The organism is Methylomonas sp. MgM2 (assembly GCF_054172045.1).
This window is the reverse complement of the sequence record NZ_JBSYXO010000022.1, coordinates 1-25,295: the sequence shown is the minus strand read 5'-3', so window position 1 is coordinate 25,295 and position 25,295 is coordinate 1. Positions and strand designations below refer to the sequence as shown.

General features: G+C 51.1%; 19 protein-coding genes. 8 read left to right on the top strand and 11 right to left on the bottom strand.

The genetic code is table 11. The features are described from left to right. Positions 1-375: 375 nt before the first annotated feature. From ACW73I_RS15785 to ACW73I_RS15775, 3 genes are all read left to right on the top strand, one after another. Positions 376-816 (top strand): putative lipoprotein, encoded by a 441-nt coding sequence (locus ACW73I_RS15785; protein WP_458030382.1) that lies wholly within the window; start codon positions 376-378, stop codon positions 814-816. A gap of 23 nt (positions 817-839) precedes the next feature. After that, on the top strand, positions 840-2,789 hold the full coding sequence (locus ACW73I_RS15780; RefSeq protein WP_458030381.1) for a hypothetical protein: 1,950 nt from the start codon (positions 840-842) through the stop codon (positions 2,787-2,789). A gap of 226 nt (positions 2,790-3,015) precedes the next feature. Next, positions 3,016-3,141: a hypothetical protein gene (locus tag ACW73I_RS15775; RefSeq protein ID WP_458030380.1), complete on the top strand. Its 126-nt coding sequence runs from the start codon at positions 3,016-3,018 to the stop codon at positions 3,139-3,141. 83 nt (positions 3,142-3,224) lie between these two features. Here ACW73I_RS15775 and ACW73I_RS15770 read toward each other — a convergent pair whose 3' ends face one another. The 4 genes from ACW73I_RS15770 to ACW73I_RS15755 are packed head-to-tail and all read right to left on the bottom strand — an operon-like array spanning position 3,225 to position 4,948. Continuing rightward, a complete protein-coding gene (locus tag ACW73I_RS15770; RefSeq protein ID WP_458030379.1) occupies positions 3,225-3,491 on the bottom strand; it encodes a GIY-YIG nuclease family protein in 267 nt (88 codons plus the stop codon). An 8-nt stretch (positions 3,492-3,499) separates the two neighbouring features. Continuing rightward, complete coding sequence (locus ACW73I_RS15765; RefSeq protein WP_458030378.1) at positions 3,500-3,775, bottom strand: hypothetical protein; 276 nt, start codon at positions 3,773-3,775, stop codon at positions 3,500-3,502. A gap of 1 nt (position 3,776) precedes the next feature. After that, a complete protein-coding gene (gene rnhA, locus ACW73I_RS15760; protein ID WP_458030377.1) occupies positions 3,777-4,232 on the bottom strand; it encodes a ribonuclease HI in 456 nt (151 codons plus the stop codon). Beyond that, a complete protein-coding gene (locus ACW73I_RS15755) occupies positions 4,229-4,948 on the bottom strand; it encodes a class I SAM-dependent methyltransferase (protein ID WP_458030376.1) in 720 nt (239 codons plus the stop codon). The genes rnhA and ACW73I_RS15755 overlap by 4 nt, the downstream gene beginning before the upstream one ends. An 85-nt stretch (positions 4,949-5,033) precedes the next feature. Here ACW73I_RS15755 and ACW73I_RS15750 point away from each other — a divergent pair, with 85 nt between their 5' ends. The 3 genes from ACW73I_RS15750 to ACW73I_RS15740 all read left to right on the top strand — a co-directional run bounded on the left by ACW73I_RS15750 (position 5,034) and on the right by ACW73I_RS15740 (position 11,356). After that, the gene (locus tag ACW73I_RS15750) at positions 5,034-6,620 is read left to right on the top strand and encodes a LysM peptidoglycan-binding domain-containing protein (protein ID WP_458030375.1); all 1,587 of its coding nucleotides are present in this window, start codon (positions 5,034-5,036) and stop codon (positions 6,618-6,620) included. A gap of 101 nt (positions 6,621-6,721) precedes the next feature. Further along, positions 6,722-8,842, top strand: a complete 2,121-nt coding sequence (locus ACW73I_RS15745; RefSeq protein ID WP_458030374.1) for a RelA/SpoT family protein — start codon at positions 6,722-6,724, stop codon at positions 8,840-8,842. A 75-nt stretch (positions 8,843-8,917) separates the two neighbouring features. Then, positions 8,918-11,356 (top strand): cation:proton antiporter, encoded by a 2,439-nt coding sequence (locus ACW73I_RS15740; protein WP_458030373.1) that lies wholly within the window; start codon positions 8,918-8,920, stop codon positions 11,354-11,356. A 139-nt stretch (positions 11,357-11,495) separates the two neighbouring features. Here ACW73I_RS15740 and htpG read toward each other — a convergent pair whose 3' ends face one another. After that, positions 11,496-13,430, bottom strand: a complete 1,935-nt coding sequence (gene htpG / locus ACW73I_RS15735; protein WP_458030372.1) for a molecular chaperone HtpG — start codon at positions 13,428-13,430, stop codon at positions 11,496-11,498. Between the two features lie 444 nt (positions 13,431-13,874). On the opposite strand from htpG, the gene ACW73I_RS15730 reads away from it, so the two are divergent. Beyond that, a complete protein-coding gene (locus ACW73I_RS15730) occupies positions 13,875-15,668 on the top strand; it encodes a diguanylate cyclase domain-containing protein (protein WP_458030371.1) in 1,794 nt (597 codons plus the stop codon). A 528-nt stretch (positions 15,669-16,196) separates the two neighbouring features. After that, positions 16,197-18,299, top strand: a complete 2,103-nt coding sequence (locus ACW73I_RS15725; RefSeq protein ID WP_458030370.1) for an alkyl/aryl-sulfatase — start codon at positions 16,197-16,199, stop codon at positions 18,297-18,299. Positions 18,300-18,726: 427 nt separating this feature from the next. On the opposite strand, the gene ACW73I_RS15720 is transcribed toward ACW73I_RS15725, so the two are convergent. The 6 genes from ACW73I_RS15720 to ACW73I_RS15695 all read right to left on the bottom strand — a co-directional run. Continuing rightward, positions 18,727-19,104, bottom strand: a complete 378-nt coding sequence (locus tag ACW73I_RS15720; protein ID WP_458030369.1) for a DUF4345 domain-containing protein — start codon at positions 19,102-19,104, stop codon at positions 18,727-18,729. A gap of 32 nt (positions 19,105-19,136) precedes the next feature. Continuing rightward, positions 19,137-19,598 (bottom strand): hypothetical protein, encoded by a 462-nt coding sequence (locus ACW73I_RS15715; RefSeq protein ID WP_458030368.1) that lies wholly within the window; start codon positions 19,596-19,598, stop codon positions 19,137-19,139. 257 nt (positions 19,599-19,855) lie between these two features. Then, complete coding sequence (locus ACW73I_RS15710; protein WP_458030367.1) at positions 19,856-20,326, bottom strand: transposase; 471 nt, start codon at positions 20,324-20,326, stop codon at positions 19,856-19,858. A 282-nt stretch (positions 20,327-20,608) separates the two neighbouring features. Further along, entirely contained in the window at positions 20,609-22,042 is a 1,434-nt protein-coding gene (locus tag ACW73I_RS15705; protein WP_458030366.1) for an HlyD family type I secretion periplasmic adaptor subunit, read from the bottom strand. A 99-nt stretch (positions 22,043-22,141) separates the two neighbouring features. Further along, on the bottom strand, positions 22,142-24,316 hold the full coding sequence (locus tag ACW73I_RS15700; protein ID WP_458030365.1) for a type I secretion system permease/ATPase: 2,175 nt from the start codon (positions 24,314-24,316) through the stop codon (positions 22,142-22,144). 200 nt (positions 24,317-24,516) lie between these two features. Next, the coding region (locus ACW73I_RS15695) for a calcium-binding protein (RefSeq protein ID WP_458030364.1) at positions 24,517-25,295 on the bottom strand (779 nt) is incomplete at its 5' end.

Genomic DNA, 25,295 nt, shown 5'->3' with positions numbered 1-25,295 from the left:
TTTTTAATAAGCATAGCCTTTATTTGTCATAAACGACACAAATTCCTATGCCCGACTTCGCACGAATTGTGGCGATTGGTATAAAACCGTATCAAAAGTAGGTCTCTATCCTGCGTCGTCACTTAAGGCTTCAATAACGATTTAGCCGAGATAGTGGCTTAGTTACTTTAGATAGCCGAACAGCAAATTCTTATCCGCAACCGCTTAGCCGAATTGTTATTTCGGTAAATCCGAATTCCCGCCCATATTCCGTTTAGGGTGCGCGCGCTAGTCGTAACAGAGCGCGGCTATCAGGATCGGCTAAAACCGTTTAAACTAGCGCTTGTCCTACACCACTTTTTTACGCGCCCTTAACCTAAAAGCTCATCAAAAACCATGAATTATCGAAAGCTATCTCTCCTTCCGTTGTTGGCCTTAGCAACTGTAACGCTGACAGCTTGTTCTTTTTCAAAAAGTTCGGAAAGCTCTTCAGCCAGTTCCGAGGGGATCTTTGGCCTCATATCCAGCCCATCCACATCGAGCTCGGACTCTTCCGCCACCGAGCAAGAAAAATATGAAAACGAAGTGACTGATTACACAGCCGAATTCGTTAATTCATCATCCGGGACACTGGAGAGTTTTCGCGAACATATCAGTAAAGTTGCGCAAGACCACGGCATCACAAACTGGGAAAGTGACCATACGACCTATGTAGCCATCGGCCGTGGCCTGAAAAAGGCCAATTTGAACGACCCGCAAATTTCCGCATTCACCGAAAGCCTAAGCGAAAACGATCCGATGAAAAAACAATTCATCCAGGAAGGTTTGAATAAATAAATTCCGCATCGCCGCTGATCGTAATGAGCTATTTCAAGCAATCACGCGGCTTCAATTGGGCATTTTGGGCCGGGATAGTTTTCCTATTCTGGCCCACGCATGCTTATACGCGTGAATTTGAATTTTTGTATATCAACGCCAGCGAAGGCAGCGCCAGCGGCGGCCATGCCGCGGTTAAGTTCGACAACGAGGTGTTCCATTTTCAACATCTCGACCCGGGGATACTGCGTATCTATCGAGATGACTTTTCCGCGTTCCGCTTGGCCTACGGCTTTCAAGAAAACCGCGCTATTCACGGACATCGCATCAAAGTCAGCGACGCGACGTTTCAATCCTTCCGCGACGCCTTTAATCGCAGACTGATCATCCAAGACCAGCAAATTCGCCGCTTAAAAGCCTTAAATGAAGACTACCGCCTGCTGAACGACTTAAAAAGATTAGCGGCTCTCAATCCCATACCGGCAACTTTCCCAAGCGTTCAATTAAAAGCCCTCGGCTATTTCGTGAGCGATTTTCGACTAAACCGGGACAATCACGCCGTTCGCAGCGACGCCTACAGTAAAAGCACGCCCATAGTCCGGTTAAAGCAAGCTATTCTCGATATTTACGGCAAGGATTTTTTAAAAGAAAAAACACAACAAACATGGAAGCGACTTCAAGGCCTAAAACCGGAAGATTTCATCAAAAGCTTCACCGTCTCGGAAACTCGTTTCGAACCTGGCCGATATTCGTTTTCGCAGCAATATACGAATCTGTTATTAAATCTCGCCGCTCTGAAAATATTGGAACAGGCTGCGGCGCCGCGTTCTGAAGCACTTTCGACGGCCGCGTCCCCGCAGTTCCTGTTAAACGACGAAGCCGTTACAAAATTGGATCGCTTTCAACAGAAATTGTTTTCGGACCTCATCAAACTAACCCAAAGTCGACGCAGCGATTGGGGATATCCTTTCCTGGTAGGAATGGCAAGATTACATGCCTTGGAGCTGTCTATTAACGCGCGGCAATTGGTCGTATTGAATCGCCTTCGCGAATCTCGAAGCGACGATCAGACGCTTAGGATAGCGCCCCAGCATTTTTCAGCCATAGCGAAGTTTGCGGACAATGGCTTTAATGCCACGATTAAGCGCTTATCACAATCAGAAATTGACGAATATCAATACGGTGACCTGGAAGTCAAAGCAGGCGCCTTGTTACAAATCAAGACATCCATTCAAGCCAAAAAATCTTTCCCGTTACCGGCCGCAGATAATACCCCCTCCTTAGCAGCTAACGCGGAACCGGTCCGATTACCGTTAACCGTTACCGAACTGGATACGTCTATTAGCCGGTACAAAATCGAATCGGAGGCTTATTCTGAAAAACTGCAAACGCTATACCGTTATGAACTACTTAACCGCAATTGCGTTACCGAAATTTTCCGCGTATTAAATGGCGATCTGGCCAAGCAGGCGAACGAGGATGGCGCGACAAACGAAGCCATAGAACAAACGTCGCAGCGCTTGTTGGGTGGCTACATTGAAAATGACAACATCAATATCGTTCCCTTCCTTGCGTTCGATCAAGTCGCTAGCCAGTACCGGTTGGAGTCCAGCTACCGGTTGCCGTCTTATCGAGAGCAACAAATTCAGCGCCAATATCGGTCAAATACTGACGTTCTAGTCGATTTGACCGAGTCTAACACCATCACTTCGTCCCTTTATCAGTGGCATGGCACGGATGCCGCGTTCGTGTTTTTCACCCAGGATTCGATCTGGCTTAGACCCTTTATGGGCGGCGTCAACCTGGCCGTTGCGATCGGACAAACCTTATACGGCTTGTTCGCTTTACCGTTGGACACCGGCGAAAATTTGCAAAAAAGCATGAAAGGAATTTTTGTCAGTGTGCCCGAATTGTTTTTTTTCAATATCCGCAAAGGTTCTTTTCCGCATTTGCTCCCACCAACGATCCAAAACAGTGATCTTGCTCAAGGTTAGCGACTTTTCTTCTTGAAATTTTTCAAATTCCGGTATCACGAAGTCCGAAAAAACGAAGTTTTTTGAAAAAAATTACTTTCAATTAACTTTAACAATGCTTTTCAAGAACTTGTTTTAAAAAATTTTGTTAATAGACGAAAAAAATAGCGGGCGAAAGTGCTATTGAGTTTCTGTATGAAGCTGGCAAACTCTACGGACGTTTTGGGTAGTTAAAGTGGGGTGATTTATGAAATTATTAGTTTTATTGTTAATATTTTCGGCTCTAGGCTATGGCGTCTTGCGCATCATGCATAGCCTGGTACGAGAGTTAGCCGAGATAACCGCAGAAGCATGGCACATAGGCGACACTTAAAGAGCATAGCACAATAAAAAAATTGCAAGTTGTAATTGGAATTTTAAATTTGATTGAGCGACATGCCGGAAACGAACCATGCTTTATCTATCCATTTCAAACCATGGAAAACAATTTATTAAATCCACTTTATGTTTGCGCTTCATCTTCTTTATTTCGACTTCCCTTCTAGTCGCCGAGCCGCGAGAATGTCCTTTTTCTACAAAGACAATGCGGTTCGGCCGGCGACTTCTAAAATATTTAGCGCCTTTACCCTGCTGATGCTGCCGGAAGCGCCGCATTACATCGGTGCTGATACCCGTATAAAAAGTGCCGTCGTCGCACAAGACGATGTAGACCGACCATGTCACTGCGCGATTTAGTCGGTCGTTCCGTTAAGCCAATAATTAATAATCGCCGCGATTGCCAAACCGACGCCGATGTAGGCGTACCGGGCGATAAAAACCAAAACTCCGCTTTGATTATGAATTGCCGAATCCTTAATACTCGGCGTGACGATTAAGCTCCAGAGCAAGGCCGCCAAAAAATAAACAACCACGCCCGATATCCCCCAGGAAACCGGCGGACGCCCCGAACGCGGCGCGGTGCTATAAAACCACACGCCAACCAATACAGCAGCAATTACACTTAACATACTAATTCACCCTAGTAGCGGTATTTAATGCGTCGATGCCTTTGTTAGCCAGAGCATCGGCTCTCTCATTGCCATGATCGCCGGCATGTCCCTTGACCCAAATCCACTCGATGCTGTGGCGTTGTATCGCTTGATCCAGACGGCGCCATAAATCTTCATTCTTCACCGGTTTGTTCGCCGACGTCTTCCAGCCGCGTTTCTTCCAATTCGCCATCCAGTCGGTAATGCCTTGCAATACGTATTTCGAGTCGGTGTAAAGCCTGATGTCACATGAACGCTGAAGCGCCTCCAAGGCCTTTATCGCCGCCGTCAGCTCCATGCGGTTATTGGTGGTTTCGACTTCACCGCCGAACAACTCTTTTTCCTTATCCCGGTACCGCATGCAGACGCCCCAGCCACCCGGCCCCGGGTTTCCGCGGCACGCGCCATCCGTATAAATCGTAACTACTTCAGTCATGTTGCCTTATCCGATTTATGTATGCTTAATTCCAAGCCCACATTAGCGGTCGTCAACTTCGCCTTGTTTGTAACCGGGGTTAAAGGGATGATGGAATATTGTCTTTTAACTGCCTTTAGACCGTAGGCAATTGAGAAAATACGCCTTGGCACCGGCGCAAAACAGCCATTAGTTATCGTAAACCTATCCAAACCAAATTCTGCGGTCGTCAACAACTCAAAATTGAGTAATTTTAACCAATCCGAAACACGCGCCCTCGATATAAAATGCGCGATCCAAGACTCGCCTAGTTTTTTATCCCACAAGAATTGAAGGCGAACATAAAGACTTATGGGATTGAAATTCAAAATCACCAACTCGCCTCCCGGTTTGAGTACACGATGTATTTCGCGCATGGTTTTAAAACGATGCGCGTCGAATTCAAACAAGTGCGGCACGATGACCAAATCCATCGATTCGGTTTGTATCGGCAATTTGTAGGCCTTTGCGCTGACCTTTAGTGCAGTAGCGCTTCCAATGTTTTTATAGTCGAGAATTACATAGTTTCGATATAAAGAACAATCGACAAACTCGTCCTCCCAGCCCAGGCCGCCGATTTGCAACTGCCTTTGCTTGCAACTTGTTGTAATACATCGCTTTATATATTTTGCCTCCATGTCTTGTAGAAGCTTACCGCGCGGTGTTTGATATAACGCAAATAGGAAATTTCTTTTCATTAAAAACTACTCTGGCGAGCAGGTATTTTGGATTTAGAGGTAATGCATGGTAGCATTTAATTTTTTTATTTTAAGCGCCAAGACAATGCCTCGCACTATTTCAAAAATATCGGCCCGACATCTGTCCTATCTGCTACCGATTCTGTTAGCAACCGGTTGTAGTCAAACTCCCCATAAAGACCAATTGACTCAAGCTTCAAGCACTAAATTTACCGTATTTACCCGCAACCACAACGGTAATCATATCTTCAACAAAGATGAATCGAAAGAGCACGCGACTGTTTGGGATCGCATGTTATCGCTTTACGCATTGCCTGAAATAGAAAATGCCAGGATAGACCGCGAGGTAGACTTCTATCTAAGAAACCCCGAATACCTGACTCGAGTTCAGCAACGCGCAGAACCCTATTTGTTTTTCATACTTAATGAAATCGAAGCCAAAAATATTCCAGGGGAATTGGCTTTATTACCGGTCATAGAAAGCGCGTTTAGGCCCGATGCCGAATCGCCTGCCAAGGCGTCCGGTCTCTGGCAATTTATTCCGCCAACCGGCCGCCTGTACGGCTTGGAGCAAAATAGCTGGTACGATGGTCGCAGAGACGTAATCGAATCGACTAAAGCGGCGACCACTTTTCTGAAACAGCTCAGCGAAGAATTTAATAACGACTGGCTGTTAGCCTTAGCCTCTTACAACGCCGGCAAAGGCAACATAAACCACGCTATCGAGAAAAACATCAGCCGCGGAAAACCAACGGACTACTGGTCATTGGACTTAAATAGCGAAACTGCGGCTTATGTTCCGCGGTTGCTGGCCGTTGCCAAAATCTTCGCCAATCCGGACAAATACAACATCAATTTACATCAGATCGCCAACGAACCGTACTTCGAGTTAGTTGACGTTAAATCGCAAATCGACTTGGGCAAAGCGGCCGAATTGGCGCAAACGCCGGTGGATGACTTCTTGAAATTAAATCCGGCATTTAATCGATGGAGCACTGCCCCTGATGGCCCCCATCACCTATTGGTGCCTGTCGAAAAGGCCGACACGTTTAAGGAAAAATTGGCTGAATTGCCGCGTCATGAACGGATCAAATGGGAACACCATACGGTCGGCAAAAGAGAAACCTTGAAGACCATCGCTAAAAACCACCACGCCTCAGTCGAACAAATCAAAGAAGTCAACCACTTGGACGACACTGCGGTTGCCAGAGGCGAAACGCTGTTGATTCCGATGTCGTACAAGTCCATCAAGGGCCGCGAAACGACGGTGGTAGCGTCGCAAGAATCGCGGGCGCCATCCAAACCTCAAGTTAGCACCCAAGTTTATACCGTCAAGAAAGGCGACACCTTATGGAACATCTCGCAGCGCTTTTCGGTTGATAAAGACGACATCTTGACTTGGAACAAACTTTCCGGCAAATCGTCTTTGAAGCTCGGTCAAAAACTCAAAATCAAAAAAGCCGGCGACAATATTCAATTGGCATCCGCCGCGCCTAGTTTCAAGCAAATTACCTATACCGTTCGGCGCGGCGATACCTTGGCCAATATTTCCAGGAAATTTAAAGTCAACGTCACCGATTTGCGAAAATGGAACAATGTACCTAGGAATCGTGCAGACATTAAAGTCGGTGAAAAATTGAAAATTACGATTGAAGCCAACCAATCGTCATAATAAAAAAGGACCAACAAGCAAAACGGCGTAGCCATTGGCCAATGGCTACGCCGTTTTGCTTTATTGCGCACTTTAAAAAACATCTGCTTTAAAATATATGCATGAACACTATCGATGCCACTGTCCAAGCGCATTTTCCGGATCTGTCGGATTCTGATCGCGAACTGGTTAGCCGGGCATTGTCTTTGGCTAAGCAAATTATCGCCGGTCATGCGGAATTAGCCGCCAGTCTAAGGCCTAAGGGCATAGACGTAGCCAAAATATTAACAGCAGTTCATATCGACCTTCCCTCGATTCTGGCGGCCATACTTAGCGATGCCCGCCTTGACGATCATCTAAACGAAACGGCTATCGCCGAGCAGTTTGGTGCGATTGTCGCATCGCTGGTTAAAGATGTCCGATGGCTCAATAAAATCAGCATATACCAACTGGAAATGTCCAGCCAGCCTAATCAGGCTGAAATCTTGCGGCGCATGCTGCTGGCCATGACGCACGACGTGCGTTCGGTGCTGATCAAGCTCGCGTATCGCATCCAACGCCTGCGCAACCTGAAACAGGAAAACGCCGATATTCAACGCTTTATCGCGCAGGAAACACTGGATATTTACGCACCATTGGCCAACCGTCTCGGCATCAGCCAGTTCAAATGGGAGCTGGAAGATCTCGCCTTCCGATATCTGGACCCCGAACGTTACCGCAGCATCGCCCAATCTTTATCGGATAAAAGGGTTGAACGAGAAGCTTGCATCAAAACGTTCTTAAGCAAGCTACGACAAATATTGGATGAACACGGCATAGCCGCTAAAGTTTATGGCCGCCCCAAACATATCTACAGCATCTGGTGCAAAATGCGGCGCAAGCGGCTTCCTATCGAAGAGCTTTATGACTTATTGGCCGTGCGCGTGATCGTCGAAGATTTATCCGCTTGCTATACGGTACTGGGTTTGACTCACAGCCTGTGGCAGTATATTCCGAAAGAATTCGACGACTACATCGCCAACCCCAAGGAAAACGGTTACCAATCGCTGCATACCGTCGTCGTCGATAAGCAAGGCAATCGCATCGAAATTCAGATTCGTACCCGCAGCATGCACGAATTCGCCGAACTGGGGGTAGCCGCCCATTGGCGCTATAAAGAAGGCGGCAAGCACAACACGGCGTCGGAAAAAACCATATCGTCGCTGCGGCTATTGTTGGAAGAACGCAGCAACGACAATTTACTGGAAAGCTTCCATACGGAATTATTTTCCGACCGGGTATTTGTGCTGACTCCCACCGGCAAATTGGTGGATTTGATCAAGGGTGCGACGCCGCTGGACTTCGCCTATGCCATTCATACCGAAGTCGGGCATAGTTGTCGTGGCGCGAAAGTCAACGGTCAAATCCGGCCGCTTACCTACGAACTCAACTCCGGCGAACAGGTGGAAATCATCACGGTCAAAAACGGCCAACCCAGCCACAACTGGCTGGATCCCAATCTCGGCTACCTAAAAACGCCGCGCGCGATAGCAAAAGTCAAGAGCTGGTTCAAGCAACAAGAGCTTAGTGAAAATATTGCAGCCGGCAAAGGTTTGTTGGATAAGGAAGCCAAACGCCTCGGGCTTAAACAAGTCGAAATCGACGACTTGCTGAAGCATTTCAAGATGCCGGATGCCGAACATTTTTATCAGGCACTTGGACGCGGCGACATCAATAACCGGCAATTAGCGGCTGCGCTAAAAATCCCCGAACTAGCGCCGGCTACGTTTAAGCTTACTCCGGCGAAAACGAACAAACGGTCGACCGTCACGGTCGCCGATATGGAGAATGTCGTCACTACGTTGGCAAAATGCTGTTCGCCGATTAAGGGCGACGACATCGTCGGCTTTATTTCGCATAGACGCGGCATCACGATACATCGCACCGATTGCGAAAATATTCAACATCTGACACCGGAACAACGAAACCACCTCCTCTCGGCCGAATGGAGCGGCGGACATCGCGCTCACCACACCGTTCCCATCGTTATTGAAGCGGCAGACGGGCATAACCTGCTGATCGACGTTTCGCAGGTGCTGCACGCGGCGAAGGTGCAGATCACCGACGCTTTTCTGAAAACGCATACCGATCATTCGGCGACGTTAACCATGCAAATACAAATTGAAAACACCGCCCAATTGAGTTCCGTACTCGGGCGGCTCAGTCAATTGCCTAATGTCGTGGAAGTTAGCCGCAAGGTCTGACGGGCCGGGTAGTTCGAATCTTGACGGACCTCTATTGAGTTAAACTTTACTTAACTCTATATTCCGGACACGGCCATGTCGCTCCCCGAACTGTTGTTCACCATCCTAAGTTTCCTAACCTTGGCAATGGTAGTGGCCGGAACCGGCCGCTACCTCAAGTTGCCCTACACGGTATTGCTCGTTCTTCTAGGGGTAACCACCAATCTATTGGCGCCGCTGAGTGCATTCGCCGAGTCCATACAAAACTTTAGGCTAACGCATGACCTGGTGTTGTTTGTATTCCTGCCTGCCTTGATTTTCGAGTCGGCACTCGGTCTAAACGCTCGGGCTTTGCTGAAGGATCTAGTACCCGTGTTGATCATGGCAATTCCGGGCATGCTGGTTTCCGCTGGTTTGGTTTCCCTGGGTTTGGCGATATCGCTGGAGATCGATCCGATTGTGGCCTTGCTTTTCGGCGCTTTGATCTCGGCCACGGACCCGGTCGCGGTAATCGCATTGTTTCACGAATTAGGCGCGCCCAAGCGCTTAACGGTATTGGTTGAAGGTGAATCGCTGTTTAACGACGCCACTGCCATCGTGTTATTCAACATTCTGCTGGGTTTCGTGCTATCTGGTCAATTCGTGCCCGAAGCCTCCTTAACCGCGCTGGCGGACTTCGGCCGGGTGTTTCTCGGCGGAATCGTAGTCGGGATAGCCATAGGCGTTTTGGTCAGCGAATTGATCGTCAGATTAAAAAATAGCGAACGCGGCGTTTTGATTGTTTTAACCTTAATCATGGCGTATTTAAGCTTCATCGTCGCCGAAGAGGGATTTCACGTATCCGGCGTCATGTCCGTGCTATCGGCTGCAATTAGTTTAACCATACTGGGATTTCCGAGGCTCACCGGCGAATCCGAACACAGCATACGGGAAACCTGGAGCGTCATGGTGCTGATATTCAATTCGCTGTTATTCATCATGCTTGGCTTATCCGTGGACGTATTTTCCTTGGCCGAATATTGGCAAGCCATATTGTGGGCAGCGCTGGCGGTCAGCATTGCCCGCGCGGTCAGTGTTTACGGCTTGATTCCAATAACCACCTGCTGCTTCGCATTGCCTAAAATCAAACTGGCCAGCCGGCATATCATGTGGTGGGGAGGTCTAAAGGGCGGTTTGGCCATTGCGATCGTGCTGTCCATTCCGGATACCGTAGCCGACAAACAGTTGCTGACCGAACTTACCTTTGGCGTGGTTCTAATCAGTTTATTGCTGAACGCGTCAACCATTAGACCGTTGATCCACCGGTTGAAAATCGATCGCCTAACAGACGAGGAATGGCTGGAATTGCAGCAAGGCATGAGCCAAATCAAAAGCGCCACCGAAGACGTCCTACAATATTTCTCGCGCTTGCATTTATTGGACAGCTATATGCAGTCGTCGGTGGTATCGGCCTTGCAAAAAAAATTGCCCGAAAGAAGCGCCGATTTGTCGGAAGATGAACGGCTAAAACAAATTCACTTACATGCGGTACAGGCGGAAGAGGAAGAATTACTTAGACTGCACGACATCGGACTGGTCAACTATTACACCTATTTGAATTTCCGGGATATTCTTTCAAAAGATAAGGCGAAAAGCGTGGCTGAACTAATTACAACCACGACCCCGATTAGCGTGGTCAATCCGTTTCTACGCTTTGAAATGACGGTCATTAAGTTTTTGAGCAAATACGACTGGACGTTGAGCCTATTAATCCGCTATCAGAGCATCCGATTTTCCAATTTAATCCGTCACGACATCGCCGGCGTGTTGATGGCTCACAAAGCCTTGAGCGCGCTCAAACATGCCGAGCCGACGATGTCCGGAGAAAAGTTCTCTATCATTCGAAAAATCTATCAAGACCGGTTACACCGCCGGCAAGGACGATTGATACATCTGGGCGAAACCTTTCCTGACTTTTATCAGCAATACGAGTGCCGCCTGTTTCAAGAAGTGGCGTTGCTGCACTCGCTCAAACTGCTGGCCGAAGAACACGATCGCGGCAAATTATCGACCAAGGTGTTCCGGCGGCTGGAACTCAGGCTGCAAGACGCGTTAAAACAACTGCCCCATGTCACGGCCAGCTTAAGCTTGGCCAATCGCGACAACTGGCTGGACAGCGTGCCTTTATTTTCCGGCTTGCCGCAAGAAGTCGTACGAAAATTAGCGAATAGCGCCCATTACGTCAGCTTTCTTCCGGGCGATACCCTGTTTAATGAGGGCGACACCGGCGATTCGGTGTACGTATTAGTCAGCGGCACAGTCAATGTTTTTCAACGGGACGCTCAAGGCAACAGCGGACATATTGCGGAATTGCGTCCGGGCAGTTTCATCGGTGAACACGCCTTATCGGAACGCGCCGTTCGCACGGCGACCGTCAGAGCCAAAACCTATATCACTCTGTTACGTCTGACCAGCGGAGAAGTCATAGAACTGGCGAAGGCGGCTCCGGATCTCGCAGCACGTTTACAAGATGCCGAGTTCGGCAAATACGGTTAGCTTGACTTTGGTTCTGACAACGAAAACATTGGTATAGCCATCAAGCGAGACCCCAAAGCCGCCTTCAACCAATGGCCGCGGAAGAATTCGACGCAAAAAAAGGCCGGGAAGCCCCGGCCCGGAATGAAGGGAGAACCGATTAGCTCAAAAGCCCTTTTAACAAATCATTCAATTTGTGTACGAATGCTGCCGGATCGTCCAGCTGCCCGCCTTCGCTCAGGATGGCTTGATCGAACAGGATGTGGGAGATATCGGCGAAACGGGCGTCGTCCTGCTCGTCTCTTAAGGCTTTGACGATGGCATGCTCAGGATTCACCTCGAAGATAGGCTTGCTGCCGCCCATGCCCATCATATTCAGGTTTTGCCCGGCTTCCTTCATGATGCGTTCCATATTCAGACTCATATCGTAAGCACCGGTGACCAGGCATGCCGGCGAATCGGTCAAACGGTGACTCACCTTCACTTCGCTGACTTTATCTTTCAACACTTCCTGCATTTGCTTCAGTACGGACTCGAAATCTTTGTTGATCTCTTCCTGGTGTTTTTTCTCTTCTTCGGTATCGAATTTGTCCAGGTCCAGCTCGCCTTTGGCGATCGATTGCAGGTGTTTGCCGTCGAATTCGGTCAGGCTGGAGACCAGCCATTCGTCTATGCGGTCGGACATCAGCAACACTTCGATGCCTTTTTTACGGAAGACTTCCAGATGCGGACTGCTTTTTGCCGCGGCAAAGCTGTCTGCGGTGATGAAGTAAATCTTTTCCTGACCTTCTTTCATGCGGCCGACGTAATCGGCCAGCGACACGTTTTGGGTTTTATCGTCGGTATGGGTCGACGAGAAGCGCAGCAGTTTGGCGACGCGATCTTTGTTTTTGTGGTCTTCGATCGGGCCTTCCTTGATGACGTTGCCAAATTGCTCCCAAAATTTTTGGTAATTTTCGGCGTCGTTTTCGGCCAGGTCTTCCAACATGCTCAAGACTTTTTTCACGGAACCGGATTTGATCGCGCTGATTTGCTTGCTTTGCTGCAGGATTTCGCGGGATACGTTTAACGGTAAAGTGTCGGCATCGACGATACCTCGCACGAAACGCAGATAGCGAGGCATCAGTTGTTCGGCGTCGTCGGTGATGAAGACCTTTTTGATATACAGCTTGACGCCGTGTTTGGCGTCTCTGTCCCACAAATCGAACGGCGCGCGGGCCGGTACATACAGCAGCAAAGTGTATTCGTTGGTACCTTCGACCTTGCTATGCACGCGGACCAGCGGGTCCTGGAAGTCGTGGGCGACGTGTTTGTAAAACTCGTTGTACTGCTCGTCGGTAATGTCGTCTTTGGATTTGGTCCACAAAGCCGATGCGCTGTTGACGGTTTCGTCTTCGACCCGCGCCGGCGCGGTTTCATTGCCTTCGTCGTCTTTTTCGGCCGGGATTTCCTTGCTCATGATAATGGGCAAGGAAATGTGGTCGGAGAACTTTTTGACGATGGAGCGCAGTTTCCAGCCATTCAGAAATTCTTCTTCGCCTTCTTTCATGTGCAGCACGATTTCAGTGCCGCGCGTGGCTTTTTCGACGGTTTCGATGCTGTAATCGCCTTCGCCGGCCGATTCCCAGCGCACGCCTTCTTCATGGGGCGCGCCGGCTTTACGGGTGGTCAGAGTAACTTTGTCGGCCACGATGAAAGCGGAATAAAAACCGACGCCGAATTGGCCTATCAGTTCGCTGTCCTTGGCTTGGTCGCCGGTCAGTTTTTCGAAGAACTGTTTGGTGCCTGATTTGGCGATGGTGCCGATATGATCCTGCACTTCTTCGCGGGTCATGCCGATGCCGTTATCGGTCACGGTGATGGTTTTCTTGGCTTCGTCGAAATCGATGCGGATCTTCAGTTCGCTGTCGCCTTCATACAGGCTGTCGTTGGCCAGGGCTTCAAAACGTAATTTGTCGGCGGCGTCTGAGGCATTGGAAATCAGTTCCCGCAGAAAGATTTCCTTGTTGCTATACAAAGAGTGAATCATCAAATGCAAAAGGTGCTTCACTTCGGTTTGAAAGCCTAAGGTTTCTTTTTTTGCTTCAACAGTCATGTGTCTACTCGTGAAAGTTAAAAAATCGGACTGTGGCGAGTTGGGGATGGTTAAATCGTTTTTCAAGGGGCAAATATCGTCCCGGACGTTTTTCCCGTCTTCATTCCTGCAGATCCGAAGACGGTTCGCGCAATGACGATCGAATTACCGTTCGCTACAGCGCGCGCCAGCCCCGCGGAAACACTGAAATTGGGTTTTTACCGGCCGGAATTTTCTACTTATACTGGTGCTGCGCGGAATGTCGCCGGAGGTGCTAACAATTGAATTGCGCAAGACGTTGTGCAAATGCAAGCAAAATCATCCGCTGCTGAAGCTATGACATTTCGCTTACGTAATATTGCCGTCATAGTTAGCGACCGATCTGCGTAAAGCCCGAGCTAACGCTTGATTTCATTATCTGAAAATTCAAACTAAACTGGACTCAATGGTTTGCGGGGAATGAAAATGGAGTTGAACCTTACCGCCGAAAATAACGCGGCGTTGAACGAATTGCTTAGAATCGCAGCGATGCCGATTTCTTTGGAGCAAATGCTCGGCAAGAGTCTCGATGCCTTATTGTCATTAAGCTGGCTTTCGGTGCTTCCGAAAGCCGGTATCTTTCTGGTTTCAACGGACGAAAGCGGTCGTCCTTCATTGCGCTTGGTCATAGAACGGCGTTTGGATGCGGCGATTTCGACATTGTGCTCCGAAATTCAATTTGGCCAGTGCCTTTGCGGCCGTGCCGCCTTATCACGAACGCCCCTTCATGTTTCCTGTGTCGACGACTTGCACGAAATACGCTACGAAGGCATACAGCCCCACGGTCATTACATTATTCCCATCATGTCTGACGAAACTTGCGTGGGCGTGTTACTGTTTTACCTTCAGGAAGGGGCCAGACAAAAAAAACATGAAATCAACTTTCTGATTCGATGCTCCGCTGTGCTGGCCTTGGCCATTGAATTACGCAGAAAGGAACGTGAGTTGGAAACGGCTATCCGGGAATTAAGTTTCCAGAAAAAAACATTAGATCAGCATGCGATTGTCAGTATCGCGGACGTCGAAGGTCGCATTACATACGTTAATGATAAGTTTTGCGAAATTAGCGGTTTCAACCGAAACGAATTGATCGGACAAAATCACCGTATGCTCAAGTCCGGAGAGCATTCGAAAGATTTCTACCGTAATCTTTGGCGCACAATTTCCTCGGGTAAAGTCTGGCACGGCGAAATCAAGAACAAACGCAAAGACGACGGATTTTATTGGGTCAGCGCCACCATAGTGCCGTTTATGAACGAAAGAGGGAAGCCCTTTCAGTATGTCGCCATCCGCACGGATATTTCAGAACGCAAAGCGGCTGAATTCGCATTGGAGCAAGCGCAAAGCATCGCGAAAATAGGCAGTTGGACCCTGGATATCGTTAACAATAAGTTGACGTGGTCGGATCAAATTTTTTTGATATTCGGTATCGATCCCGAACAGTTCGGCGCCAGTTTCGATGCTTTCCTCGAAACCATACACCCGGATGACAGGAAAACCGTGCTCGAACACTACCTGGCATCTATCGACGGCCACGTCCAATACGACATCGAGCACCGTATCGTACGCCGAAACGACGGAGAAATTCGTTGGGTACATGAGCGCTGTATGCACCAGCGCAACAAGAGTGGCGAGGTCTTCCGCTCGGATGGCACCGTCCAGGACATTACCGAGCGTAAACAGGCGCAAGAGGAAATTCAACGATTGGCCATGACCGATCATTTGACGGGCATAGCCAACCGTAATCAATTCCATAGGCGATTTTCCGAAAGCTTGCATCTGGCGAAACGTGAAAACTTCGTATTGGCGCTGCTGTTACTGGATTTGGATAGATTTAAGCCGATTAACGACGCCTACGGCCATATCGTGGGAGATGAGGCTTTAAAGGTGGTTGCAAGCGCGTTTAGCCGGGAACGCCGACAAACCGACGTGGTTGCTCGCCTGGGAGGCGACGAATTCGCGATTTTATTGGTCAATCCCGACAGCCCCTCCAGCATAGAGCGATGCGCGCAGAAGATAATCGCAGAAGTTAGCGAGCCTTTTTATGTTCGCGACCATCGGATCAGCCTTGGCGTCAGTATCGGCATTGCGACCTTTCCGACTGACGGTTCGACCGAGGACGATTTGATTCATCAAGCCGACGTGGCATTGTACGAGGTCAAAAGATTAGGGCGAAACTCTTATTGTTTCTATAGGCCTGAGCTGGGAGAGTCTCAGTGAACCGGCATAGCGCCGATGATGCAACGACTGAAATAAGCGCACCATATTCAGGGCTGATCCAAATGGTATCGGTTTCGCCGCCAGTCTCCTTCACTGTCGGCATGTCCCAATTGCCGGAATTCGGTTTATTGTCAGCCAGCTGGGCGCCGCGATCCGCAATCGACTTTTGCCTGAATTCGGGCCTGCTCAGTTCGATTGGCGTGGTTTCATCAGCAGTCGGGCCGGCGGATTCGGCAAGCGGCGTAAAGTCCCTATTAAAGCGCCGAGCACTGCGCGCCTTTTAGTGGTCTGCCAGCTAAATGAATGGCAGCAATCTGATCTTTCCGGCCACTATTGTTTACGTCCAATGATATGAGGAATTGAAAAGCAGATGCCGAGCAAGATCTTGTTGCGTTGCTTAGAAATTAACTAATTAGTTAATTGTTCATGTTAACCACTCACTCAACTTGACGCCCCAGTGAGCACAAGTTACTTTTAGCGTTAGCTTTTTGTCCTTAGCAGCATTACATATTCCAGAAAGGAGAATACATGGCACACAAAAAGATACCAATAAAGACTGGATTGTTCCTGTCAGCGGTCCTAGCGATTACCGGCTGCGCAACCACAAGCGACATAGGTAACGAGACTTCAGCAGCCCCATCGGGCCACTTCGATCCGAAAGGAAAAGCGCCTTCCAAGTTTACTGTCGAACTACAGAACGGCCTGCGCAAAAACCTGCCGTTCGACGATAAACGCGATTTCGAGGAGGCCAAACGAGGCTTCATTGCCGCTCCGGACTACAAGCAGATCAAGGCTGAGGACGGGCATGTCGCCTGGGATATGGCAAGCTACGGATGGCTGCTGGAAGACAAGCAGCACGACAGTATCCACCCGTCGCTACAGCGCCAGGCCGTCCTGAACATGGCTTACGGTCTGTACGAAGTGGTACCCGGCAAGATTTACCAGGTACGCGGTTATGACTTGGCCAACGTCAGCTTCATCAAGGGTGACACCGGCTGGATCGTCATCGATCCGCTAGCCTGCAAGGAAACCGCTAAAGCGGCCTTGGACTTTATCAACGAGAAAGTTGAAAAGCGTCCGGTCGTGGCCGTGATCTATTCACATTCGCATGCCGACCACTTCGGTGGCGTGCGCGGCGTGGTTGACGAGGCGGATGTGAAAAGCGGCAAAGTGCCGGTCATTGCCCCGGTCGGCTTCATGGAACACGCAATTTCCGAGAACGTCTACGCCGGCACTGCCATGAACCGCCGGATGTTCTTCCAATACGGCGTGCTGCTGCCGCGCAGCCCGTTCGGCCACGTAGACCAGTCCATCGGGAAGAACACTGCCTCGGGAACGCTCGGCCTGATCGAGCCTACCCGGTATATCGAGAAGGATTTTGAAGAGTTGACCATCGACGGCGTCCGCATGGAATTCCAGAACACCCCTGGCACCGAGGCTCCTGCGGAAATGAACACCTGGTTCCCGGACCTCAAGACATTCTGGGCTGCGGAGAACATCACCGGCACCATACACAACATTTACACCCTGCGCGGCGCCCTGGTGCGCGACGCGCTGGAGTGGTCCAAACATATCAACGTCGCCCTGTACCGATACGGACAGGAGGCGGAAACGATGTTCTCGGCGCACACCTGGCCGCGCTGGGGTAATGACCGCATTCAGGAAGTCATGCGCACCCAACGCGACGTTTACGCTCATCTGAACAACGAGGTTCTGCATCAGGCCAACCAGGGTGTGACCATTAACGAAATACACAATGTCTACAAGCTCCCCGACAGTCTCAAGCAGCAGTGGGCGGCGCACAGCTATCACGGTTCGGAAGAGCACAACAGCCGCGCGGTGCTGAATCGCTATTTGGGTTACTGGGATGCTAACCCTGCTACTTTGATGCCCCTGTCACCCAGGGATTCTGCGCCGCTGTATGTGGAGATGATGGGCGGCGCCGAGAAGATTCTTGCCAAAGGCAAGGAACTTTACGACCAAGGCCAATACTTTGCAGCGGTGGAAATTCTGAACAAGTTAGTCTACGCAGAACCTGAGAATACCAAAGCCAAGGACCTGCTGGCCGACGTGTTCGAGCAGATCGGCTACCAGAAGGAAAGCCCCAGCGTGCGCAATAGCTTCCTCGGCGCCGCGTACGAACTCCGAAACCGCATGCCGGCCGGCTCACCGCCATCGACGACAGGTCCTGACACCATCCGTGGCATGTCGACCGAGCTCTGGCTGAATGCTTTGGCCATCGGCATGGATAGTCAAAAGGTTGCCGGTCAGAATTACGTCATCAATTTGGTCACCCCGGACAACGACGAGAAGTTCATCATCGAACTCAGCAATTCGGTGCTCACCAACTTCCAAGGCCAACAGTCGAAGCAACCGGATTTGACCATTACGGTTAACCGTAGCGACCTGGAACGAGTGATGGGCGGTACCGCTACCTTCGATCAATTGATTACTGAAGGCAAGGCAAGGTTCGACGGAAACCGTAGACCGTTCGATGTTCTGCGTAGTGCTATAGTGCGATTCACGCCCGACTTTGAACTGCTTCCCGGCACCAAGCCGAAAGTGCCGGCGACACCTGCCAAGAAGAATCCATTCGAAATGGATAAACCTGCCGATACCTCGGGTGGTTAATCCGATAGTTTTCTGTAGCGTTGCAAAGCGCTACGGCGACTAATTACCGGCTGCAGCGGACGGCCTTGCCGAGCTACCGCTGCAGCTGGAGCGTTATATGACAATAAACACCACAGACGACAAGGACTGACGAAAGCAACAGTCGTTGCCGCATTTTTGGCCGCTTTTGGTTGCTCGAATCATCCATCGGCAAATTGCCGGTAAACACTCAATTACAAGCTTTTTATCATGCAGACCGTTCGGACCAAGGCGCTGACTGGTCATTGCGTTTCCAGGCGCGGTTGCTTTTTCCAAAATAAAAAGCTGGGGTTTTTACAGGAGATGGGGGAGCAGTGGGTTCGCCTCATCGCTAGATAAGGCGAACCTTTATTCACGCAGGATTGAAGTCGTTCGATCGTTCTTTCACCCCGGACTGAATTCCATCAGGCTAATCATCCAAATAAAAAATCCAAAGCGCAATCGGTGTCAGCAAAAACTCTGCGCCGATATAAAAAATCAACAATGGCGCGGGCTGTCCCTCAATAAACAAACTCAAAATTCTGCCGAACACCAATCCGCCGGCGAATATTGCGGTGGTGAGCACGGCGACATTTCTGTATCGTTCGTTAAATGCCGCGTACAGCCAAAATATTCCCAGAGCCAGATAAAGCCCCATGACAGCTCTTAGGATATGGGCGATGTTCGAGTCCAACTGCGGCATATCCAGAAACGTCCGTGTAAACCATTGCGGCGAGACGCCGTACAGCAAGGCAATAATCGACACCATGGCAAAAGCGAAAATGAGAAAGGCTTTTTTGATTTTCATGGATGTTTCCCTAGCCAATGAAATATTGAATGTTAGATGTTTTCCGACTCGATCACCTGTTGCCCCGCTGAAGCATGGAAACAGGTTTCGAACAACTTATGTGCTACCTGTGCGGTGGTAACCGCGCGATAGTGCCGGGGCAGAATTGCAGCGAGGTACTTGCCTAGCAATAAGCCGGCGGACTCCAACGATCTGCCGTGGGATCGCGAGCCGCCGATCAGCAATGAGGGTCTGATCAACACCAATGAACTAAATCCCAAGCCGGCAAGAGCCTGTTCGGTCTTCCCCTTGACGCGCAGATAAAACAGACTGGCTGCCGGGTTTGCACCCAAGGAAGAAACAAACCCAAAAACCGGCGTTCCCATGCGCCGAGCCAATTCGGCTGCGGCGAGAACATAGTCGTGATCGACGCGGTAAAATCCGGCCCTGGATTTGGCTTGGCGCAGCGTAGTTCCCAATGCACAAATTGCCAAATCGGCGTTCCACCAGGGCACATCCTCCAGCAATGCTTCGAAATCTATCCAGTTTGCCTTCAGGTGTCAAAGGTTTGCGTGTGGGCGCTGTATCACGCGAGACTTCCGGATGCTGCAATGCGAATTGCAGCACCTGCCGCTACTTGTCCGGTGGCGCCAAGAATGAGTACTTGCTTCACGTTTTTACTCCCGATCGGTAAGTATTGTTAAAGAAGTCTTTAAACACACAGATTATCAGCTATTGATATGTCGAAAAATTAGAGGGCTATATAACGCTTTTATTTAAATGAGACGGTAAATAATATGTACGGGTATTTAACCAAGAAAGACGTATGCACCCAACATGCCGGGAGTGACGGATATTTGTCGCGCACCTCTTCCAAAACACCGCAAGCGCTTTTGGTATCGCCGAGATTGGCTGCATGGACTTTGACATACGGCAAGTTGCCCAGGATATCGACGACGATATGGCGTTTATGGCCTTTAACTTTTTTGCCGTCATCGATACTTCGTTCGCCACTGTCATACTGGGTTTTTACGCTTTCGGCATCAATAATGCCATACGTCGGCAAAATAGCACGTCCGGCTTTTTGGCGGCTACGTGCGTTCACCTGATTTAAAGCGCGTTCCCAAGCGCCACGCTTGTTCCAGCGGTTAAAATGATCGTAAACCGTTTGCCCAGGTGGAAAATCATTCGGCATTAATCGCCACTGTATGCCGCCTTTAAGCACATACAAGATAGCATTCACAATGGTTCGTTTCCCATGTTTATAGCCTCTGCCTCGCTTGCTGCTCGGGGCAAACTCTTTTTTATTAAATCCCGGTGCGCGTCACTTAAATCCGTTTTGTATGCCGTTTCTCAAGTTTTGAACTTGCAATGACAGAAGGGCTTTAGGTCGCGGCAAATCCTACCGCGATAGCGGTTTAGTCCAAAGGGTGCTATGTGCAGATTAACATAGCGCCCCTAACCGGCCACCCAACATCTTTTTGTCAGGCGGTCTGCTCTCGCCCATATAGCGGACGCTCAAGATTCACCGCTCTCTCAAACTTTCCCCGACATGCTCGGTCAAGGGGCTGAGAAAGTATTCGATAACCCGCCGTTCGCCGGTTTTGATTTCCACGGTCACGGCCATGCCGGGGGATAGGTTGACGGTCTTGTTTTCCACCTGCATGGTGGTGCGCGGCAGTTTGATTTTGGATGCGTAGATCAGTCCGCGTTTTTCGTCGTTGATGGCGTCGGTGGAGACCTGTAGCACTTCGCCATGCAAGGCGCCGTATTTGGTATAAGGGAAGGTCTCTATCTTGATTTCGGCTTCCTGGCCGGGGTTGACGAAGCCTATGTCTTTGTTTTCGATGAAGGCTTCGATTTCCAGAGCTTGGTCGACCGGTACTATGATCATCAAGGGTTGAGCCGGCGTGACCACGCCACCGACGGTATACACGACTAATTGCTGGACGTTGCCGTCTACCGGGGCGGTCAGTTTCAAGAGTTCGCTGCGCTGGCGGGCTTTGATAATCGCCTGTTGGTAGCTGGCGATTTTTTGTTCGCTGTCGTGTAAACGGTCCAACGCGGCGCGTTTAGTGGCGGCCAACAGTTCGGTTTTTTGTTTGTCGGCTTCCTGGATCGAGGCTTTGAGCGCTTGCCGTTTTTGCTTTTGGGTCGCCAATTCGCCTTCCTGTTCGATACGGGCTTGTTCGCGTTCGAGATAATCGTGACTGGAGACGAACTTTTTACCCTGCAACTGGTGGTAATCCTCGGCCAACTGGCGGGCGATGGGCGCCGTATGTTGCAGTTTTTCCACGGTCGCATGAATAGCCCGCAATTCCGCCTCCCGGCTGGCTTTGTCCGCTTCCAGCCGTGCCAGTTTACTCAGCAACTCCTGCCATTCGCTATCCAGATGTCGCTGTTCGTTGTCGGCCTGTAGCTGCGAAGCGCCTTCCGGTGTTTGCAGTTGCGGTGCATGCCTCTTATCCTGTTGCAATTGGCTGAGGCCGGCCAGAAAGGCGGTGTCGCGTGCAGCCAGTAGTTCAGTGATCCTTAGATCGCCGGCAATGCTATCGGTATCCGCATTCGCGACGGTGGCATCCAGTTCAATCAATACATCGCCGGCTTTGACGGCTTGGCCGTCGCTGACATAAATCGCCCGCACGGTAGCGGTTTCCATCGGTTGAATGGTCTTGACCCGGTCGTTAGGTACGATCTTACCCTGGGCGGTGGCGACAATGTCGATATGCCCCAGGGTTGCCCACAGCACCGCCAACACAGCAAAACCTATCAGCAACCACATGGCAATGCGCGGGGCTGGTGACACAGGGGTTTCCTGTAAGGCCAAGGCGGCTGGTAAGAACTGGGCCTCGTAGCGCTGCCGCGGCAGGCTGTCCAGTTCGGCTCGTCTAGCCCAAACCTGGCGGGACACGGCCGCGTAGCGGTCAAGTAAAGCTAGGGTAGCTTGCAGTTTTAACATTGGAATCCGTGTTTACGTTGGAATTGTATGTTGATATGAAAGACACAAAACAAAACATGAAAACATCGGTAACTCGGCTAACCATTTCGTTTTTGTCTGTCAGCCGGCCTGCAAACGGTGCAAATAGGCATAATGCCCATCCTGCTGTTGCAGCAATTCGACGTGGCTGCCTTGCTCGATGATCTGGCCTTTATCCAACACGATAATCCGGTTGGCGTCCCGTACCGCACTCAACCGATGGGCGATGACGATCACCGTGCGGTTACGGCAAATGGCTTTCATGTTGGTTTGAATGATCCGTTCCGATTCGTAATCCAAGGCGCTGGTGGCTTCGTCGAAGATCAGGATGCGCGGATTGGCCAGCAAGGCCCGGGCGATGGCGATGCGTTGGCGCTGGCCGCCGGACAGGGTGGAACCGTGTTCGCCCACCATCGTGTCGTAGGCTTCCGGCAATTCCAGGATAAACTCGTGGGCGCCGGCCAGTTTGGCGGCTGCGATAACCTGCGGCAGCGGAGCGCCGGGGTCGGTCAGGGCGATGTTGTCGCGGATGCTGCGGTTGAATAACACGTTTTCCTGCAATACCACGCCGATTTGACGTCTGAGCGACGAGACGTCGGCCAATGCCAAGTCCATGCCGTCGACCAGTACCCGGCCGCGTTCGGGCACGTACAGGCGTTGCACCAGCTTGGTCAATGTGCTTTTGCCGGAACCGGAGCGGCCGACGATGCCGATCACTTCGCCGGCCCGGATGTCGAGGTTGATGCCGCGCAAAACTTCGGAGCCGTCCGGCTGATAGCGAAACACGACTTGATCGAAGGTAATCCGGCCTTGCAACGGCGGCAAGCTGCTTTTGTTGGTGGCTATTTCGTTACGGGCATTCAAGATATCGCCCAAACGCTGCATCGAAATGCCGGTCTGTTGAAAATCCGTCCACAGCTGGGACAAACGCATGACCGGTTGAGCCACGTGGCCGGCCAGCATATTGAAGGCGATCAGTTGGCCGACGGTAATCTCGCCTGCTATAACCAGATGCGCTCCCAGCCACATCGTCGCAACCGTGACCAGTTTGCCGATCAGGGTGACGCCGCCGTTGGCGAAAATGCCGATGGTGGCGGTGCGGAAGCCGGCGGCGATATAGGCGGCCAATTGTTGATCCCAATGCCGGGTCAGTTGCGGCTCCACGGCCATGGCCTTGACGGTCCCGATGCCGGCAATGGCTTCCACCAGAAAAGCCTGATTTTCGGCGCCGCGATTGAATTTCTCGTGCAAACGGCCGCGCAGCAAAGGCGTGTACAGCAGCGACAAAAATACATAACAAGGCAAGGACACCAATACGATTAGCGTCAAATCCCAGCTGTAGTAACTCATCACCGCCAGAAACACCACCGAGAACAACAAATCCAGCACGACGGTAACGGCATTGCCGGTTAAAAAGGCGCGGATATTTTCCAGTTCCCGCACTCTGGCCACCGAATCGCCGACCCGCCGCGCTTCGAAATAAGCCATCGGCAAGTTCAGCAAATGCCTAAACAGCCGCGCCCCCAATTCGACGTCGATGCGGCTGGTGGTATGCGCGAACACGTAACTGCGCAAACCGGTCAACACCACGTCGAACAAGGTCACCACCAACAGGCCGACCGCGATCACATCCAGGGTGGTAAAACCCCGGTGTACTAACACCTTGTCCATCACCACCTGAAAGAACAACGGCGTCACCAGCGCAAACAGCTGCAGCACAAAGCTGACCAGCAGCACTTCTAATAGTAACTTGCGGTATTTGACCACCGCCGGGATGAACCAGGTGAAATCGAACTTGCCAAGCTCGGCGGCCAGCGAAGCCCGCGACGTGAACAGAATCAAATCGCCCTGCCAACGCTCACCCAATTCAGTCAGACTCAAACGTTCCGGCCGGCCGGTAGTCGGCGATTGGATCAGCACCTGTTCGGCTTCCACTTTGGCCAGAATAAAGTAACTACCGTCAATGGCGCGGGCCAGGGCCGGTAGCGGCGTGGTGGACAAACGGCCCACCGGTACTTTGACGGCCTTGACGCTCAGGCCCAGCTTTTTTCCGGCCAACAGGATTTCGCTATGGCCGAAGTGTTTTCCATTTTCGCGGAATTCGTGCGCCAATTGGTCCGGATCGGCGGCGATGCCGTGCAGCCGGGCCATCATCACCAGGCCGATCAGGCCGGTGTCGGTGTTGGGGGCTTGTTGCGAAGAAGCGTTATGCTGGGAGGGTTCGGGGGTGTGTTCTGTTTGCTGTGTAAAGGTCATCGGTTCCTCGATGGCTCAACCGTGGCATCAACGCGGCGGCTGAGGGTACAACGGTTGCGGAATCGGCAAGCGGAAAGGCGGACATAGCGCGGCTAACAGGCCGCGCCGTGATTAGCCTTTCGGCTCACTCGTAATAGTTGTAGGCCGGAATAAACCCGCCCGGCGCCAGCAAGGGCGGGTGTTTCCGGCAAGCGGCATGCCTACTGCCAATTAGCGGCCAGCACCGGTGCCAACTGGGTTTGGTAGTCCGGCGGTAACGTGGTTTCCCCTGCCGCCGGCGGCTCGAAGGCTGCCATCGCGCTGACCAGGTTTTCCACTTGGCTGTCTAACAAGACCAGACCGCCGTCGGCAGTTTCAAAGCGTTCGACGTGTTTATCCGCACCGTCGTACCAGTCTTTGACGATTAGCCTATCATCGGTTCCAATAATGCCGACTTCCAGATGGTTGCCCGCATGAATAAACCACAATTGGTCGGCCGTAATGCCGGACAGAAACCGTGCGACGTCGGTATTGCCGGAAGCCGCGTCGTTTTCCACCACGGTGTCGGTTCCGTAGCCGCGTCCGATTAAATAGGTGTCGTTTCCGGCGCCGCCCGCCAAGGTGTCGGAACCGCTGCCGCCGATCAGAACGTCGCCGGCCGCACTGCCGGTCAGCGTGTCGTTGCCGGCGCCGCCGTCGATCGCGGCAATATTCAGCAGCTCGGTGCCCGATAGGTCAATGGTATCGCCGTATCCGGTGCCGGCGATGGTATTTGATCCCAGGCCCCCGTCGATGCGTTCGACTGCATAGTCGCCGCCGAATTGATGCAGCCGGATCAGGTCGTCGCCGTCGCCGCCCATAATCGTATCGAAACCGCCGCCGCCTTCGAAGCGGTCGTAACCATTATCGACGCCTTCAACGATAAAGGTATCGTCGCCGTCGCCGCCCGCCAACGTGTCGGAGCCACTACCACCGATCAGAACGTCGCCGGCCGCACTGC